The following is a 15,211-nucleotide window of genomic DNA, read 5'->3' on the forward strand; positions in this document are numbered from 1 at the left end:
TCACAAATAGTTCAACTGTACTAGTACAAAAAAGATTTTTCGCAGATTTTAGCTGACCTCGAATTTCCCACCCTGACTTAGAAGTCCAAGGATCCACCGCTACATTGCAAGCCGCAGCAGGGTTTCTAGCTGCATCGGGTCAATCCAAACATCTTCTGTGCGGGGATTGGGATACAGCAACTGATGCCAGAACACGCCCAATGGTGTACTACCCAGCAGGTAATAGTACTCCAACTGCATTAGATTACTCAGCAGCCAGTAGCAGGGATACACATAGTAGGGCGAGAACAGTTCAACGACCTTGGTTCCTGGTTGACAAAAGACGATATTGGTTAAACCACTACCGTGGATTGCCAGCACAACTTCAGCCTCAGCCAGCAGGGCAGCCTGTTGGGCTACCGATAGCATTTCTAGATGCACCGACTGAAATCCAAACCGCTCCAGAACCGGCCAGCAATCTGCTTCGTTAATCCAGCGGCGGTTCGCTGTACTTTGCCGACTCAGATATAGCCGTTTTCTCGAAGTTGGGCCGCAAGTTGGGCCGTTGGCAGCCGCAGCTCGGTTCGGTAAAAACTCCCGTCGCAGAAACTCACAGGCCCATCGCGGCATCCAGGCTGGAATGCCAGGAAACGACGGCACGATCAGACGGGTAGCTTGCAGGTGCAGCGCTGATTCAAGCGATAAAAGTTTGGCAGCCGGGATCCCCAACTGCTGCAAGGTTTCCTGCTGAAACGGCAGGTGATGACTGACTAGAAAATAATCGATCGCCTCAAAATCCATGCGGCTGCGGCGCAGCAGATCAATGCGCGGCAACACATCCAACATCCAGTGAAAGTACATGTTATCCGTCAGCCCCGACAGTACTGCTACCGTTGCGGTAACCGATTTGACGGGCGGCAGTGGGCAAAATCGAGCCGAATGACGACTGGGATGTTTGTCCGGGTGCCCCGGACTCAGCAGCGGAAACTCGACGGACAGATCGCCCAAGAGGTGACCATCGGCTGTAAACAAAGCCGTACTGCTTTGATCCACCGCAAACCAAACGCGCCCTGCTGGAATTTGGGCCACAAAACTAGCGGGCAGCGGCATAGCTCGGCCAAACCGAAAGCTGAAGTGCACCTCTGGATCGAGGGTATGGGGAGGCAAGAGTGGAATTGTACTAGCCGGATCCAGCGCCTGATAGCAATCAGATGGCTGAGTTGCGGCCCAGTCTTGTGTCGTTGTAAACAGGGGAGTTGGCTCCGCTGGCACAGAGGCTGGCAGGGCTGATGGAGGGGCTGGCCTAGTCTGGATAGCCTGCCGTTGCAGGATTGCCTGCACAGCGGCAGCGAATTGGCAAACTGCCGCTGGTTCATCGGTTGGAAGCAATAGCGTCTGTAACAGTTGGATATGCAGGGCTTGATTTTCATCGATCGTTTCATCGATCCGATCTGCTGGCAAGGATGGGCTCCAGGCGAGGTAAGTGGCGGCAAAATTTGACTGCTGCACAGCGACTCGAAGATGCTGCTGCGCCAGTTCGGGTTGCTTCAGACACAGCCAAGCCCATCCCAGATCGGCATGGAGCATCGGGCAATTGGGGTGCAGTTGGACTGCCTGCTGGAAGTGGGGCAGGGCAGTTTGCCAATCTTGTAAATAGCCGAAACAAATGCCCAAGCAATAATAGCTTTGCCAGTCCGGCGCTAGGTTGACTGCCTGCTGGGCTGCCGCAATCGCCTGCGGATAATCCCCCAGCTTTTGCCACACCTGACTCTGGTAGCGGTAAGGCTCTGCCCAGGTTGATTTTGTCCAGTTTGATTCTGTCCAGCTCGGCGAGACCCGGTTTGCCTCTGCCAAACTTGAGTGCATATCGATCGCCTGCTGCCACCATTGGATCGCTCCATCTAAATCACCCTGTAATGCCACTGCCCGTCCCAATAGCACATACAACTCCGGCTGATCGGACCGGATTTCTAGGGCTTGATGGCAAAGAATTTCGGCTAGATCGGGTCGGCGTCTTAGCTGCTGTAGAGCTTCGGTTTGCAACAAATGCTGTAGAGCAACGAGTTGTTCTGCTTCGTGGTCTGCCTCCAACCTCAGCATGGCCGTCAGCCAGACTGATTGAGCCTCGGCTTCGTTGCCTTGCAGCAAATGCAGTAGCCCTAGCCGCCAATAGGCAGCCAAAACTTCAGGATGGGCTAAAATTGCCTGTTCGCATGCAACAATCTCTTCGAGCCGAGCGGTCTCGTCACAATCTATGGACACATCTGAAAATGGCGATGGATCATTGGACATTGATGGAAGGCAGAGGAACTATTTGCAGGCTATACCATTTTAGATTTTGTCAAATTCTGGATTTTGAATTGATAGCCTTGCGGGCATGGCTGCGCTGAGGATGACAGAAGCTAAACAGCATAGTGATTTCAAGCAAGTGATTTCAAGCAGGCGATGTCAAGCCGCGTCTGTGGTGACGTTTTCTAGTGGTGTCGTTTTCTCAACGAGGGCAGATTAGTAGATACCATCAAAGACGTGATTACAGCAAATGAAAAATCACTCAGGAAAAAATCATGTTTCCCCAAGATGGCTCCGTTACACTACGATCAAGATTTCTGGATGGACTAGCCCCCAATCTGTTCAGATTACAAGCAATACGGACCAATCACAGACCGATCAAACAGCCGCTCAACTGTCACTTTTGCCTCTAGTTTTCTTTAGCCAATGGGTTCTCTAGCATTCTCATGCGGATTCGACACGGTATTTCGCCATCTTTCAAACAAATCGGGCTAGAGCGCACTTCGCTGCAACTGCGGCTGACCGTAGGTATCACCACGATCGCTCTGTTAGGTATTGGCAGCATTGGTACCTGGACAGCTTGGCAAATGCGAAAAATGCTGGTTGTTGATCACAAGGAAACGATGGCGACAGTGGCCACCCATGTGAGTCAACGGCTTGCAAAGACTGACCCTGATGCATGGCAGCCCGTTTTGGATGAGTGGGCGTCTCCGAATCTGTGGCTGGCTGCAAAGCGGTTCGAAGATGGTAAGGTACTGGCACGTTCTGGTCCTTTGGTTGATTTTGCCGCCAAGATGCCTGCTATACCGTGGGCGCAGACTTCCAGCAAACCAACCGTGCAGCGCATTGACGGTCGCCAGATCGTTCTCTGTCGTAAACCTGTGACTCGCACTGGGCAACTCTTAGGAGAACTGTATCTCGCCCGCGATGTCACCCATGATTACAATGTGCTCTCAACCCTGATCAACACCCTGCTGTTTGCCACCCTGCTAGCGCTCGCCGTGATTGCTGGACTGATTGCCATGTATATCCGCCGTTCGCTGCGCCCCCTGCGGCAAATGAACCAGATGGCTAGCGCTCAAGTGGGTAAGCCACAGCCGCTGTCCCTGCCCGCTCAGCCAGTGCCCGTTGAAGTTGAGGGATTTGTGCAGGCCATGAGCAGTCTTTACAATCAGTTGTCGGAAACCGGAGAACGCCAGCGGCAATTTACCAACAGTCTTTCTCACGAGCTGCGGACTTCCCTGAGTTTGATTCAGGGCTATGTGCAAAGCACCTTGCGGCGAGGTGACAATCTCACCCCAGCTCAGCGTGAGGCGCTAGAGATCGCAGCCTCGGAGACGCACCGCATGATTCATCTATTGAAAGATCTGCTCGACCTAGGCCGCATGAACAGCGGCAAGCTGGAATTGTGCCTGAAGCCAATTTCGCTGAACTCGGTTGTTGAGAGTGCAATTGAGCTGGTCGATCCAGAGCAACAGCGTTTAATTGAAGTCGAAGCTCCAGCCCCTGTGGTTGCCCACGCCGATATGGCCCAGATCAGTCGAGTCTTGATGCATCTGCTCAAGAACGCCATGCAGTATTCCAAGCCCGATCAGCCGATTCAACTCAAGCTATATCAAACCTCGGTCTGGGCCGTATTGCAAATTCGCGACTATGGTTGTGGCATTCCAGCCAGCGAACACTCCTCGATTTTCGATCCGTTCTACCGTGTAGAAGCCTCACGTTGCCGCAGTACGGGCGGAATTGGCTTGGGCTTAGCGATTGTTAAAGCCCTTGTGGAAGGTATGGCGGGCAAGGTAGGGGTAGAATCTACTCCCGGTGATGGCAGTACCTTTACTGTGAAACTGCCGCTCGCGCCTGAAGTGAATCAGCCTAAATCCTAACTCCACGATCGGCCATGAGCAAAATCCGGAAATCAGGAAAAAGGTTAACAGAATCGTTGATTGAATCAGCAAACCGCTATGCTTTTTCTCATTAGTCAACCCCTAGTCAACCAGTTATTAAATTCGTCATTAAATTATTTCGCCAAAACAATCCGTTTAGAAATAGCCAACTTATCTAGCTTTAATCCAACGTGATCACATCCGAGGACAACAATGACAGCAACAATTCTATTGGTCGAAGATGAAGAGAGATTGGCTCGGTTTATTGAGTTAGAACTTAGCAGTGAGGGTTACAACATCAACGTAGCCCATGACGGGTTAACTGGATTAACTATGGCCCGCGAAGCTCCGCCTGATTTGCTGATTCTAGACTGGATGATGCCCGGCATGACCGGATTGGAAGTTTGTCGGCGGCTGCGAGCTACTGGCAGCAAGGTACCTGTTATTCTGCTCACTGCCAAAGATGAAGTCAGCGATCGAGTCGCTGGCCTTGATGCCGGAGCAGATGACTATGTGGTTAAACCCTTTAGCATCGAAGAATTACTGGCCCGAATTCGCGCCCATCTACGCCGCAACCAGGAAGACAACCCCGATCTGCTGCAATTTGAGGATTTAACGCTGAATCGCCGCACCCGTGAAGTGTTTCGCAACGGCCGCACCATCGAACTGACAGCCAAAGAGTTCGATTTGCTCGACTATCTGCTCAGCCATCCCAGGCAAGTGATCACCCGCGATCAAATTCTCGAAAAAGTCTGGGGCTACGACTTCATGGGTGACTCCAACATCATCGAGGTCTACGTCCGCTACTTGCGTCTGAAGCTAGAAGAAAAGGGCGAAAAACGCTTAATTCAAACTGTGCGCGGTGTAGGGTATGTGTTGCGTGACTAGCAAACGTGACTAGCAAAACGGCGGTTCAAAATACGGGCGCAATCGCGAGCTGCCACATCCGATAGCCTCTAGCATTGAGATGAATTCCATCAGTCGTGAGCTGGGCTTGGAGATGGCCGTCTTCGTCTGAGAAGGCCGGTTGCAGGTTGACGAAATAGACGCCTTCCTGCTCGGTGAGGGCTTTGATGTTGTAGTTGAGCCGCCGGATCCGGTTAACCGGGATCTCTTCGAGGCGAGTTGGCAAAATGGAATGGATGTAGATTCGCGTATAGGGGTGGGAGGCGCGGATGCGATGAATGATTTGCCGCAGGTTTTTCAGAATTTCTCGGTTGCTAACTCCCTGCCGCAGATCATTGATACCAACCATTAGATAGATCGAGTCTGGATTCGTGCCATCGAGAACCGACAGCCGTTTTAGAACACCGCTGGTGGTGTCACCAGAGATGCCCTGGTTCAGCCAAAACCGATCGCGCGAGAGCTGCTCGGCTGGAAACCATTGGGCAATAGAATCACCCAGCAAAACCGTCAGCCGCTGGGAACCTTGCCCCTGAGTGACCGCTTTAGCTTCGTAGGCCAACAGCTTCAGCCAATCTTCGTAGCTAGGACGATAGGATGCCGTTTGCCAAACGGGTTTGAAACTGTCTGCGGGTAAGCGAGTGTACAGTTGCCCAGACCGGAGCGCGGCCAGACGCTGGGCATAGAGCTGACTGCCGGATGCAGGTTGACTGGGCGTTTGGATGGAAACTGATTTCGTCCCTGGGCTGAACTCGGGTCGATGGGCAGCGGCAACTGGTGTAACGGTGGTTGAAGCGGTGTTAGAACTACAAAGCTGATCTACGGTCGATCGGCGATTCAACAAGGCATCCCAGAACTGCTGGGGCGGTGTTGCTGGTTTCCAGCCGGGAACCTTGCCTTGCATCAGTAGGCTTGCCGTGAGAACACACAAATCACTCATCGCTAGACGCTTCTTGTCGATACGATTATGTGTATATTCACAGAGGCTTAGCTTGGCATCAGGAAGGTTGACAGTAAATTTACGGGTTTGCTCAGAAATATGTCACTTGTGTGAAATTTGGCCAAAGCAGTCGCCGCTCGCAGCACAAACCGCGACAATGATTTGCCTACAGCGTTTTATCACTCATGTGAGGTATAGGGGGGTGTGGGGGCTTCGCTCCCACGCAGAGGCACTGTCCCTGTACACCGTTTTTCGTACTTCACAAGCCTGAAAAAGGCCGCATTAAGAAAACAGGTCAACTCTAATCCAGGCCGAAGAGAGCAAAATACCAAGCAGCATCAGTAGTTGAATCTGCCAGGGTGCTACCACGATGGCAACGACCAAACTCACCAAGGCAACCGCCATGCAGCCAACTGCGACCTCTACAGACCTCGTTTGCACCTTCTCATAGAGAAAAGCAGACCCTAGCATAATCATCAAAGCCGTAATAAATCCCATTTCACCATCTCTCCTTCATCGCGTAGCGCCTCTAAAGCGCCAGGATGTCTGTTGAGAACTCACTGTTGAACTGTTAGGTCGAACTGTTAGGTTGAACTGTCAGGTTGAACGTTTAGGTTGACCGTTAGAACCTACTTCATCATTTGGCTGAAGGTTTGGCATAACTTTGGATCCATCTGAGGTAACCTCCTCTCCGGACTAATCGTTAACGAATCTCGTCAATCACCACTTCAGGTGTTGTGAATCACAACATATCACAAACTCAAACAACCTTGTAGAATCTTTAAGTCCGCCCGAAGAGATTTCATAAAGTTAAAAATCGTTGTCTGGTAGAAACTTAAGCAAAATAAGAAATAGTGCCCCTTAGTCCAGGACGATCATGCTTACCTATCTTTTAGCGATTGTGGTTGGTTTAGGTAGCTTCAGCCTCTACATGGCCGCCTTTTTCTTTCCAGAAGTGCATCGCAAATATGATCTGATCTGGAGTGGCGTGGGCATGTTCTATGCCTTGGTGCTATGGGTTTGTGCCGGGCGGATTACGGGCGGCGTGCTGTTGGGGCAAGTGGCAAGCGTGGCGCTATTGAGCTGGTTCGGCTGGCAGACCCTGAAACTACGACGCGAGCAAACTCCTACAGCCCAGCAAACCCAACTGCCAGAAGCTGCCACCTCTGCCTCAGAGGTGGTTCAACTCATGATTCAGCAATTGCGGGCTAACCTCCAGCAAAGCGCCGACCGCTCGCCTCTAGCTGCTCAGTTAAATCGCACCATTGATCGCCTAGAAGAAGGATGGATTGGGCTGAGTAGCTGGTTCAAAGCCCTCACCATTTCTCTAACGTCACCAGAGTCAAATCCCACCTCCCTAACTTCCAACAGCCAGAAGACGGTTCCATCTCGCGAGCCTTCTGCCGAGTGGGCCGAATTAGAACCCGAATCCTATCCCGATCTCGATACTATTGACGGAACCAGTGCGGAGCCGTCCTATCGGTTGGATGCCAGTAACTCGAAGAATGGCGAGAAGCGATGAGAGGACAGGAGTCGGGAGTCAGCAGGAGCAGGCGTTGGAAGTTAGAAGCGATCGTATTTTGCATGCTATTGCTAGACCTGTAAACATACTTAGCCTGTATGCAGGCTTTATTCATCGTTAAGTAAGACAACCGAATCATTCAGCAAAGTTTTCAACTCCGAAACAGGCAGTTAGGTACAACACCTGATATAACTCGTATCTTGCACCTCGACATATAAATGTTAAATCCTAGGAAATGCATGAGGAACTGGAGACGATATATTTCAAGCAGTAGTAGCAGCGTTGCGAAGCAAGACGAGAAATAATGCGTTGACTGAATTGAGAGATTTAATGGTCTAACGACAAGTTCAGCGGATTTTGAGAGCGGCAAATACTTTCGAGCCTCAACCAGAGTTTACAAATTTGCTCTCAAAATTTCGTTGCAACGACTTATTATGCCGCAATTGTACCTCTCAACTGAGGAATAAATTAAAATTTCCACCCCTTCCTCAGTCACAGCAACGGTGTGTTCAAACTGATGAAATTGCCTGCCAACACCATGTCCAACCATATCTCGAACAACTGAGGACCCATTCGCTTCAGCATATTCCTGGATTGCAGCACCGATATCACCAATTCTTGCACCGGGTTTAATCTCAAAGATTCCCCGCATCATTGATCGGTGAGTGACTTCAACCCATTTCCGGGCTATTGCTGATACCTTACCAACCAGAAATCTTTTAGACGTGTCGCCATGATAACCGTCTAGGATTGGCGTCACATCGATATTGATAATATCCCCGTCTTTAAGAATTTGCTTTGGGCTGGGAATTCCGTGACAAACCACTTCATTAATGCTGGTGCAAATTGCACCGGTGAAAGGGGGATGACATTGCTTCTTATTCTGTTACATAGCCCTTACATAGCCCTACTCGATGGTCGCCTTTGACAGTTCCACCCGTTCCCGGCTGGCGTTCCGCACAGTATCCACGATCTCAGCTAGCTTTTCAGCCGCTTTACCACTGCTAAGAATTGCTTTGGCTGCCCCAAACCCAGATTCTAGATCGGCGCAATAACCACATTGCCAGAGGTAAAAGCCACCGTTCCAGATCGCGGCATCCATCAAGTCACTGGGCTGGCCTTGTAGGACGGTTTGCATCGCGGCCACTAGTTCCGGAGTAGGCAACAGCGGCACTTCTAACCCGGCAAAACCATAATCGCGGGGATGGAGCAACAACCGCTCAAAGTTTGGTTCTGCGTCGGGTTGACTGAGGCCGACAATGCAGGTACGGTCGCGGGGTAGGTCACAGCTTCCTTCCAGTCCTTTCACCGTCATAAATCGCTGGGTACCGCGCAGGGCAAAGGCGGCTCGCGCCATTTCTTCGGTGGGCGGATGGACGAAGCCAGACACAAGCAGGGCTTCTCCGGCATAGGGGCACCAGAACAGCTCCACAGTTGCAAAGGGTGGGCGCTTACCAATTTGTTCCCGATAGGGGACGAGCGCTTCGGCTAGGGGAAAGTGAGTGGGCAGATAAACGAATCCCAGCAGCGTCTGGGCAAATACCTGCTGTACCTGATCGAGCGACAGCACCGTCCAGTCTACGCCCAACTCCTGCCAGATCTCTACCAGCGGCACTCCTTCTTTGGTGGGCATGCGTCGCCCGCCATGCATCACCACCGGGCAGCCCACTGCCGTTAGGATCAAAGCCGTTAGAGGCGATAGGGGCGAGGTCCGTGAGCGTCCATCATAGGGAATGCCCATCACCACCGCTGGGTAATTGGCCTGAATCGCCGTTAGTTTTGGCCCTAGCTGATCGTAGGCATCCAGCATCCCCGCCAGTTCTTCACCGGTGGGGCGTTTAATCCGATGGGCAATCATGAAGGCACCAATTTGGGCGGGTGTGGCCGTTTGCGTCAGCATCCAGTAGGTGGCGTTGGCCGCCTCAGTCCGGGTCAGGTTTTCGCTGGTGTGGGAACCGCTGCCCACTTTACGCAGCAGATCACGAAACGCATCACTCATTGGCAGTTAGGGAGGCAGTTAGGAGAAACAACAGCAGATAGAAAGATGGATAGAGAAAGGTAGTAGGAATTCAACCATTACACATGAAAGCAAAGTCAGAGCCAATCCTTAAACCAATCAAAGCAACGGATTGGTTTCTAGAGAGGCCAGAGGAGGTTGGGGCAGGGATTGATCGGCCAGCAGCTTTTGCACCAGCGAGCGAAAATGCTGAATCGGCGGGATTTCTAAGCGGTCCTGCGTGGTCACGAGCACCACTTCACGGCTCAAGTGGGGTTCTTCGGTGGGACGCACCGCCAGCGTCGGGTCATGGGCCACTTCCATCAGAGCCGAACGGGGCAACAGGGCAATGAATTCTCCCTGCCGCACCATGCCACGAAAGCCATCCAACGTGTTTAGTTCTACCAACGGCTTTAGATCTAGCGCATAGCGTTGAAACTGTTCTTGCACCAAGCGCTGCATGCCATAGCCGTCTTTAAACACCACCTGCGGATACTGGGCCAATTCTGCCCACGGCACCTGCTGATAACGGGTGAGGGGATGGGTAGCCGCCATTAGCACTTCAACTGGTTCTCGATAGAGTGGATCCACGACCATTTCGGGACTCGCAGTGAGAAACCGATTATTCATCACAATCGCCAAATCCACCAGTCCATCTCGCAGCACCTTCAGGGCGCGATCGCTGCCCAAGGACGTGACCCGCAACTGCACGGCTGGATAATCTTGACAGAATTTTTGCAGCACTGGCGGCAGAAACTGAGCCGAAACCGAGTGAATTGCGGCTACGCACAGCTCAGATTGACGGCCTTCTAGCAATTCAGACAACTCGTCGGTGGCCGTTTGCCATTCTTGACAAATCCGCCGGGCACGGGGCAAAAAGCGTTCTCCTGCCAGAGTGAGTTTTGCTTGCGAGGTGCGATGAAACAGCGGCAGGCCCAGTTCGGCTTCCAAACTTTGAATCTGGCGGCTAATTGTGGATTGGGTGACTCGGCATCGCTGCGTTGCCTGCTGAAAACTCCCGGTCTCAGCCACTGCCAAAAAAGCTTGCAACTGTTCCAGGCGCATAGAAAGTCCTCAAGGATAAAGGGGAGGAGAGACGGCTAGACCACTCTGCCCGTAGAGCTAAGGTAAGGGAATTGGAGGTGTCACTTCGTATCACCAATTACATCTTTTCCTCAGAGTAGCGCCTAGGGTCGCAAGAATAGGCGGCTTGTTACTGATCCACGCGAAGCCGATCAATTCGTGAACTAACTTAAATTATTGAGGGAAAAAATAATTTATTTGTAGCATGGGTTGAAATAACGCAATTCGGTTGCTCGCCTCGCTCGATCCAGGTCATTCGTTTGATGGCTCAATTGATGGTTCGATGCGATCAGTAAAGCTAGGGAACCCATCAATCGGCAAGCCCCACTCTGCGATCCGTTGCCGCAACCAGCCAGTCTTGAGCCAGCGTTCGACCGCTTGATTCACCTCTCGCCGCAGTTCATCGTACTGGCGGCCTTTGGGCATTGCAACCGCCAGAGCTTCAGCCGAAATCAAAGGCGAAATCAAATGATAATCAGGATGCTCCTGCACCCAGCCCGTCAGCACCGTGGCATCGGCAGCAAAGGCCGCGACTTGACCACTCTCTAGCAGCTCCTTGGCCGCTTGATAGGACTCGACCCCCTGCAACCGCACTGAGGGTAATAAAAAGCGAACCGCAGGGATGGTATCCGAACCGAACAAAACCGCCACGGTTTGCTGCTGCAAATCTCGCAGACTCTGAATCGCAACATCGCGGCTGACAAAGGCGGTGCCATCAATATAGTAGGGGCGGCTAAAATCCACCAAGCGCGAGCGAGCATCGGTAATCGACATCCGCGCCACTAGTAAATCTACTTCACCATTCAGCAAAACATCCAAGCGATCTTGATTCAACACTGGCTTCAGCACCACCTCGGCCTGATCGCCAATCAACTCAGCCGCCAGCTGACGGGCAATATCAATCTCAAATCCCTGCAACTGATTCTGGCTATCCTGAAAACCCAGCGGACGCAGATTATCCTTAACGCCCACAATCAAATAGCCGCGATCTCGGATCTGATCCAGCTCCGCCGCCTGCACCGCCACCCCGCCGTGTCCAGAGCCGAGCAGCGCCAGCAAAAAACCTACCTGCATCAGTCGTCTTGACGCCGCAAGTAGGTTGAGATTAATCAATCGTCTCAGCAAGTTAAATTCTATCCGGCATTCAAAACTGAGAACTTAAAACTCGGCTAGCCGTCAAGCCTTGCCAGCAATTTCCACCACTTTGCTGAATCCAGCCGGATCGAGCACGGCCATTTGCGCCAGCATTTTGCGATTGATCTGGACATTTGCCTTCTTCAAACCGCCCATCAGCTTGCTGTAACTCATGCCATGCTGACGAGCCGCGGCATTAATTCGAGTAATCCACAGCCGGCGAAAATCGCGCTTACGCTTACGCCGGTCCCGATAGGCGTTGCGCAGTGCCTTCATCACCTGCTGGTTTGCGGTGCGGAACAAACGCGAATGGGATCCCCGAAATCCCTTCGCTAGTTTAAGAATCTTTTTGCGGCGTTTCCGAGCAACATTGCCGCGCTTTACACGAGTCATGCTTCAACTCCAATACTTTAAATAGTTTTAAGTGTTAAGTGTTGAGTTTTGAGTTAAAAGCCAGACTAGCTATCTATTAACTCAAAATTCAAAACTTAGAACTCAAAACTTGATTTACAGTCCAGGTACGGGTGGCGGACAACAACCCGATCCCATAGAAATTAAGCTCTAAGTTTTAAGTGTTGAGTTAATGAGCAATTCCCTAACTCAAAATTCAAAACTTAAAACTCAACACTTTTATTTAGAGGTAGGGCAGCATCAACTGCACATTTTCGGCGTCGCGTTCGTTAACGACCACCAATCCAGTAATCCGACGCTTACGAGTCGCGGATTTGTGCTGCAAAAGGTGATTTTTGAACGCTTTCCGGCGTCTGAGTTTGCCGCTGCCGGTCTTTTCAAACCGCTTAGCAGCCGCCTTGCGAGTCTTGAGCTTGGGCATGGGTTTGCCTACAGTTGTTCAAATTTTGACACAGTCTACTATCTTACAATCGGTTCTGCTGTTACCGCAACGTTCTGAGTCATCTAACATCGCCTACTCCAACTGCTTGAGCAACTGACGAATTTGCCAACCTTGCTGAAGATCAAGCGCTTGGGGAAAGCTCAGCTCGATCGGCATCGCAGCACTGGCTTGCACCGCTCCATTTACCAGGGTCATCTGACGGGTGCCAATCGCGTCGATTTGGGCCAACAACTGAGCCGGATTGGGGTCGCTGGCAGTTTGACTCAAGACTACCCCAACAGGTACCGTCGATCGCCGCAGGGCCGCCAGTTCCGGAGGACAGTCATCGAGTTCAACCTTGAGGCTACGAGAACTCATTTCGGTAGCGATACCGGGATAGTACCGCTCGTTCCAGTAGATCTGCGCCGCGGCTCGGATTTGCTTACGAACCGGCGCACTCTTAGCGGGTTGGACCTCCCGGAAGACTCGACCGAGGCCGCTGATCAGGAACTGGAACGAGTGCAAGGGCCGATCCACCTCCTGCCGCTCTTGGGTATACCACTGATTCACATCAGAATAGAGGACCAGCACCAGCGCATCGTATTGACTGGGTGACACATCAACAAAATCCACAGCCAATAAGGTTTGATTGGCATCAGCAGGAATGCGGCGAATGATTTGACCCGTCAGCCGGACCCGTCGGCCAAAGTCGCCAATCAGCTCTAGCTCGACCACATCCGGCAGGTTGGGGTTGCCCTCGACTAGAATTTGGGCACCGCTTTCACTGACATCGAGGGTGGTGCCGCTGAGGCGGCTATCGTCGGTAGTTTGAATTTCTGCCGTGATCTGGCGGTGCAGACGATGGGCACGACGCAGTTGGGGCTGCTCTAGACCAACCAACAACGCGGTGCCCAGCAGCACCAGGTTAAACAGCGCCCAGAAGGCATTGATCACAGTTGCTTCGGTAAACTCAGGCCGCAGTACCAGCCAAAAGGGCACCGCCAGCAGCGACAGCACCAGCAGCAACACCAGCAAAAACGGGATGCGGGTCGAACTCCAGTCGAAATAGCGCTGAGTCACCGATACACCTTTGTCGGTGACGTTAAACCGCCCTAGCTTGGGGTTAATTACCGCCAGCATTGTCACCATGCCGTCCTGGAAGGCCATCGCGTATTCAAAAATCTCGTTCCAGAAGGAAAAGCGAGCGCCTTTATTAGTGATGTGGTTGGCATTCAGACCCAGCACAATGTGGGGAATCGCATAGGCCAAGGTTTCTACGCCCAAACCGCGCACCAAATTGAGGCCAAACAGCAAAAACAAAATCGGAGCCAGGGCATACATCAAACGGGGAAAGCCGAAGAAAAAATGGCTGGTGGCCGAGAAGTAGCAGAGCCGCTGCGGAATCGTCAGCTTTAGCTTGGGGTTAAACAAGGGATTTTCCAAGCGCAGAATCTGAGCCATGCCGCGTGCCCAGCGCACCTGTTGCCCAACATAGGAGGAAAACCGCTCTGGAGCCAGTCCCGCCACCATGATCTTGTCGTAGTAGACCGAGTCGTAGCCCTGGGAGTGTAGCCGCAGTGAGGTATGGCAATCTTCGGTGACGGTTTCCACCGCAATGCCGCCTACTTCCAGGACATAATCCTTGCGGACCACCGCCGCTGAGCCACAGAAGAAAGCCGCGTTCCAAAAGTCATTGCCCTTTTGAATCACCTTATAAAACAGTTCGTTGAGGGCAGGGATGCGGCCCTGGGTGAGCAAGTTGCGCTCAAACGGATCGGGGTTATAGAACCAGTGGGGCGTTTGCACCAGCGCTACTTTCGGGCTATAGAAAAAGCCCACAGTCTGCTGCAAAAACTGCCGCGACGGAATATGGTCACAGTCCAGAATCAGGATTAGCTCGCCTTGGGTCAGATGCATGGCGTGGTTGATGTTGCCCGCCTTGGCGTGGTCGTTGTTGTCGCGAGTAATCAGGGTGCAGCCCAGTTCCTGGCACATCAGATAGAGCTGCTCGCGCCGTTCCGGGAACTTGCGCCCGTCATCTAGAATGTAAACCCGCTTTTTGTCGGCGGGGTAATCGAGCGCCAGGGCCGCCAGGGCCGTTTTGCGCACAATCGCCACGTCTTCGTTGTAGGTAGGAATGTAGACATCGACGCTGAACAACTGAGCGGCTGGAACCCCACGAATATCAACGGGTTGCCGGTCCCGCAGCCGCAGGGTCTGAAAATAGGACAGCAGCAGGGTGGCAATCGCATACAGCTCCGCCGCAAACAGCAGCAAGCTAAAAAAGCCTTCCAACCAACTGTCTAGGTTCAGCGTGTAGGCCGTGCGGTAGAACAAGTAGCGCAGCGTCGTGACAATACTCAGCCAAGCCAAGATTAAATGCAGGTATTCGCTCACCCGCTGTTGGGGATGACGATGTTCAAACCGCAGCACCAGGGTACTAAACAGAATTAACCCCACTGCTAGCACCAATTGCTGCCAGAGTTGCAGCGGCGTCACGATTAGCGGAATCGACATCACCAGCAGCAGAATCACCAGCCAGAACAGATAGCGTTTGTCAGCCCAGGGCAACAATCGCTCTAGACCGTTCGGTAGAGCTTCCAATCGACGAATTAACCAAGGTGGACGATAGGACGGAGTAGTGGTCATA

12 protein-coding genes and 1 pseudogene are annotated in these 15,211 nt (G+C 52.3%); 3 read left to right on the forward strand and 10 right to left on the reverse strand.

The genetic code is table 11. The features are described from left to right. Positions 1–99 precede the first annotated feature (99 nt). The gene (locus HJG54_RS07920; protein WP_316434334.1) at positions 100–2,271 is read right to left on the reverse strand and encodes a glycosyltransferase 61 family protein; all 2,172 of its coding nucleotides are present in this window, start codon (positions 2,269–2,271) and stop codon (positions 100–102) included. 443 nt (positions 2,272–2,714) lie between these two features. Between HJG54_RS07920 and HJG54_RS07925 the strand changes: the two genes are divergently transcribed. Together HJG54_RS07925 and HJG54_RS07930 are read left to right on the forward strand one after the other, a co-directional pair. Next, entirely contained in the window at positions 2,715–4,151 is a 1,437-nt protein-coding gene (locus tag HJG54_RS07925; protein WP_316434335.1) for a sensor histidine kinase, read from the forward strand. 213 nt (positions 4,152–4,364) lie between these two features. Beyond that, positions 4,365–5,039 (forward strand): response regulator transcription factor, encoded by a 675-nt coding sequence (locus HJG54_RS07930; RefSeq protein ID WP_036003445.1) that lies wholly within the window; start codon positions 4,365–4,367, stop codon positions 5,037–5,039. 25 nt (positions 5,040–5,064) lie between these two features. Here the strand turns inward: HJG54_RS07930 and HJG54_RS07935 are convergent, their stop codons facing one another. Then, a complete protein-coding gene (locus HJG54_RS07935; protein WP_316434336.1) occupies positions 5,065–5,994 on the reverse strand; it encodes a GDSL-type esterase/lipase family protein in 930 nt (309 codons plus the stop codon). A 282-nt stretch (positions 5,995–6,276) separates the two neighbouring features. After that, complete coding sequence (locus HJG54_RS07940; RefSeq protein WP_211622559.1) at positions 6,277–6,492, reverse strand: hypothetical protein; 216 nt, start codon at positions 6,490–6,492, stop codon at positions 6,277–6,279. A 379-nt stretch (positions 6,493–6,871) separates the two neighbouring features. On the opposite strand from HJG54_RS07940, the gene HJG54_RS07945 reads away from it, so the two are divergent. Further along, positions 6,872–7,516: a Ycf66 family protein gene (locus tag HJG54_RS07945; protein ID WP_316434337.1), complete on the forward strand. Its 645-nt coding sequence runs from the start codon at positions 6,872–6,874 to the stop codon at positions 7,514–7,516. Between the two features lie 394 nt (positions 7,517–7,910). Here the strand turns inward: HJG54_RS07945 and HJG54_RS07950 are convergent. The 7 genes and pseudogenes from HJG54_RS07950 to bcsA all read right to left on the reverse strand — a co-directional run. Continuing rightward, positions 7,911–8,372: pseudogene (locus tag HJG54_RS07950) on the reverse strand (M24 family metallopeptidase); the annotation flags it as partial. A gap of 51 nt (positions 8,373–8,423) precedes the next feature. Next, the gene (locus HJG54_RS07955; protein WP_316434338.1) at positions 8,424–9,515 is read right to left on the reverse strand and encodes an anthranilate phosphoribosyltransferase family protein; all 1,092 of its coding nucleotides are present in this window, start codon (positions 9,513–9,515) and stop codon (positions 8,424–8,426) included. A gap of 117 nt (positions 9,516–9,632) precedes the next feature. Continuing rightward, on the reverse strand, positions 9,633–10,577 hold the full coding sequence (locus tag HJG54_RS07960) for a LysR family transcriptional regulator (protein WP_316434339.1): 945 nt from the start codon (positions 10,575–10,577) through the stop codon (positions 9,633–9,635). Between the two features lie 270 nt (positions 10,578–10,847). Further along, positions 10,848–11,669, reverse strand: coding sequence for a transporter substrate-binding domain-containing protein (locus HJG54_RS07965; protein WP_316434341.1), 822 nt, complete (start codon positions 11,667–11,669; stop codon positions 10,848–10,850). 102 nt (positions 11,670–11,771) lie between these two features. Next, positions 11,772–12,122, reverse strand: coding sequence for a 50S ribosomal protein L20 (rplT, locus tag HJG54_RS07970; RefSeq protein ID WP_036003460.1), 351 nt, complete (start codon positions 12,120–12,122; stop codon positions 11,772–11,774). 241 nt (positions 12,123–12,363) lie between these two features. Then, entirely contained in the window at positions 12,364–12,561 is a 198-nt protein-coding gene (gene rpmI, locus HJG54_RS07975; RefSeq protein WP_036003463.1) for a 50S ribosomal protein L35, read from the reverse strand. 93 nt (positions 12,562–12,654) lie between these two features. Beyond that, complete coding sequence (gene bcsA, locus HJG54_RS07980) at positions 12,655–15,210, reverse strand: UDP-forming cellulose synthase catalytic subunit (protein ID WP_316434343.1); 2,556 nt, start codon at positions 15,208–15,210, stop codon at positions 12,655–12,657. Position 15,211: the final 1 nt, after the last annotated feature.

The sequence above is a fragment of the Leptolyngbya sp. NK1-12 genome, assembly GCF_032598965.1.
Lineage (GTDB): Bacteria > Cyanobacteriota > Cyanobacteriia > Elainellales > Elainellaceae > Elainella.

Coding starts and splice junctions, on each gene's coding strand:
- HJG54_RS07930 (WP_036003445.1), top strand. CDS start 4,365: ATGACAGCAACAATTCTATTGGTCGAAGATGAAGAGAGATTGGCTCGG.
- HJG54_RS07955 (WP_316434338.1), bottom strand. CDS start 9,515: ATGAGTGATGCGTTTCGTGATCTGCTGCGTAAAGTGGGCAGCGGTTCC.
- HJG54_RS07960 (WP_316434339.1), bottom strand. CDS start 10,577: ATGCGCCTGGAACAGTTGCAAGCTTTTTTGGCAGTGGCTGAGACCGGG.
- rplT (WP_036003460.1), bottom strand. CDS start 12,122: ATGACTCGTGTAAAGCGCGGCAATGTTGCTCGGAAACGCCGCAAAAAG.
- HJG54_RS07935 (WP_316434336.1), bottom strand. CDS start 5,994: ATGAGTGATTTGTGTGTTCTCACGGCAAGCCTACTGATGCAAGGCAAG.
- HJG54_RS07925 (WP_316434335.1), top strand. CDS start 2,715: ATGCGGATTCGACACGGTATTTCGCCATCTTTCAAACAAATCGGGCTA.
- rpmI (WP_036003463.1), bottom strand. CDS start 12,561: ATGCCCAAGCTCAAGACTCGCAAGGCGGCTGCTAAGCGGTTTGAAAAG.
- HJG54_RS07940 (WP_211622559.1), bottom strand. CDS start 6,492: ATGGGATTTATTACGGCTTTGATGATTATGCTAGGGTCTGCTTTTCTC.
- HJG54_RS07920 (WP_316434334.1), bottom strand. CDS start 2,271: ATGTCCAATGATCCATCGCCATTTTCAGATGTGTCCATAGATTGTGAC.
- HJG54_RS07965 (WP_316434341.1), bottom strand. CDS start 11,669: ATGCAGGTAGGTTTTTTGCTGGCGCTGCTCGGCTCTGGACACGGCGGG.
- HJG54_RS07945 (WP_316434337.1), top strand. CDS start 6,872: ATGCTTACCTATCTTTTAGCGATTGTGGTTGGTTTAGGTAGCTTCAGC.
- bcsA (WP_316434343.1), bottom strand. CDS start 15,210: ATGACCACTACTCCGTCCTATCGTCCACCTTGGTTAATTCGTCGATTG.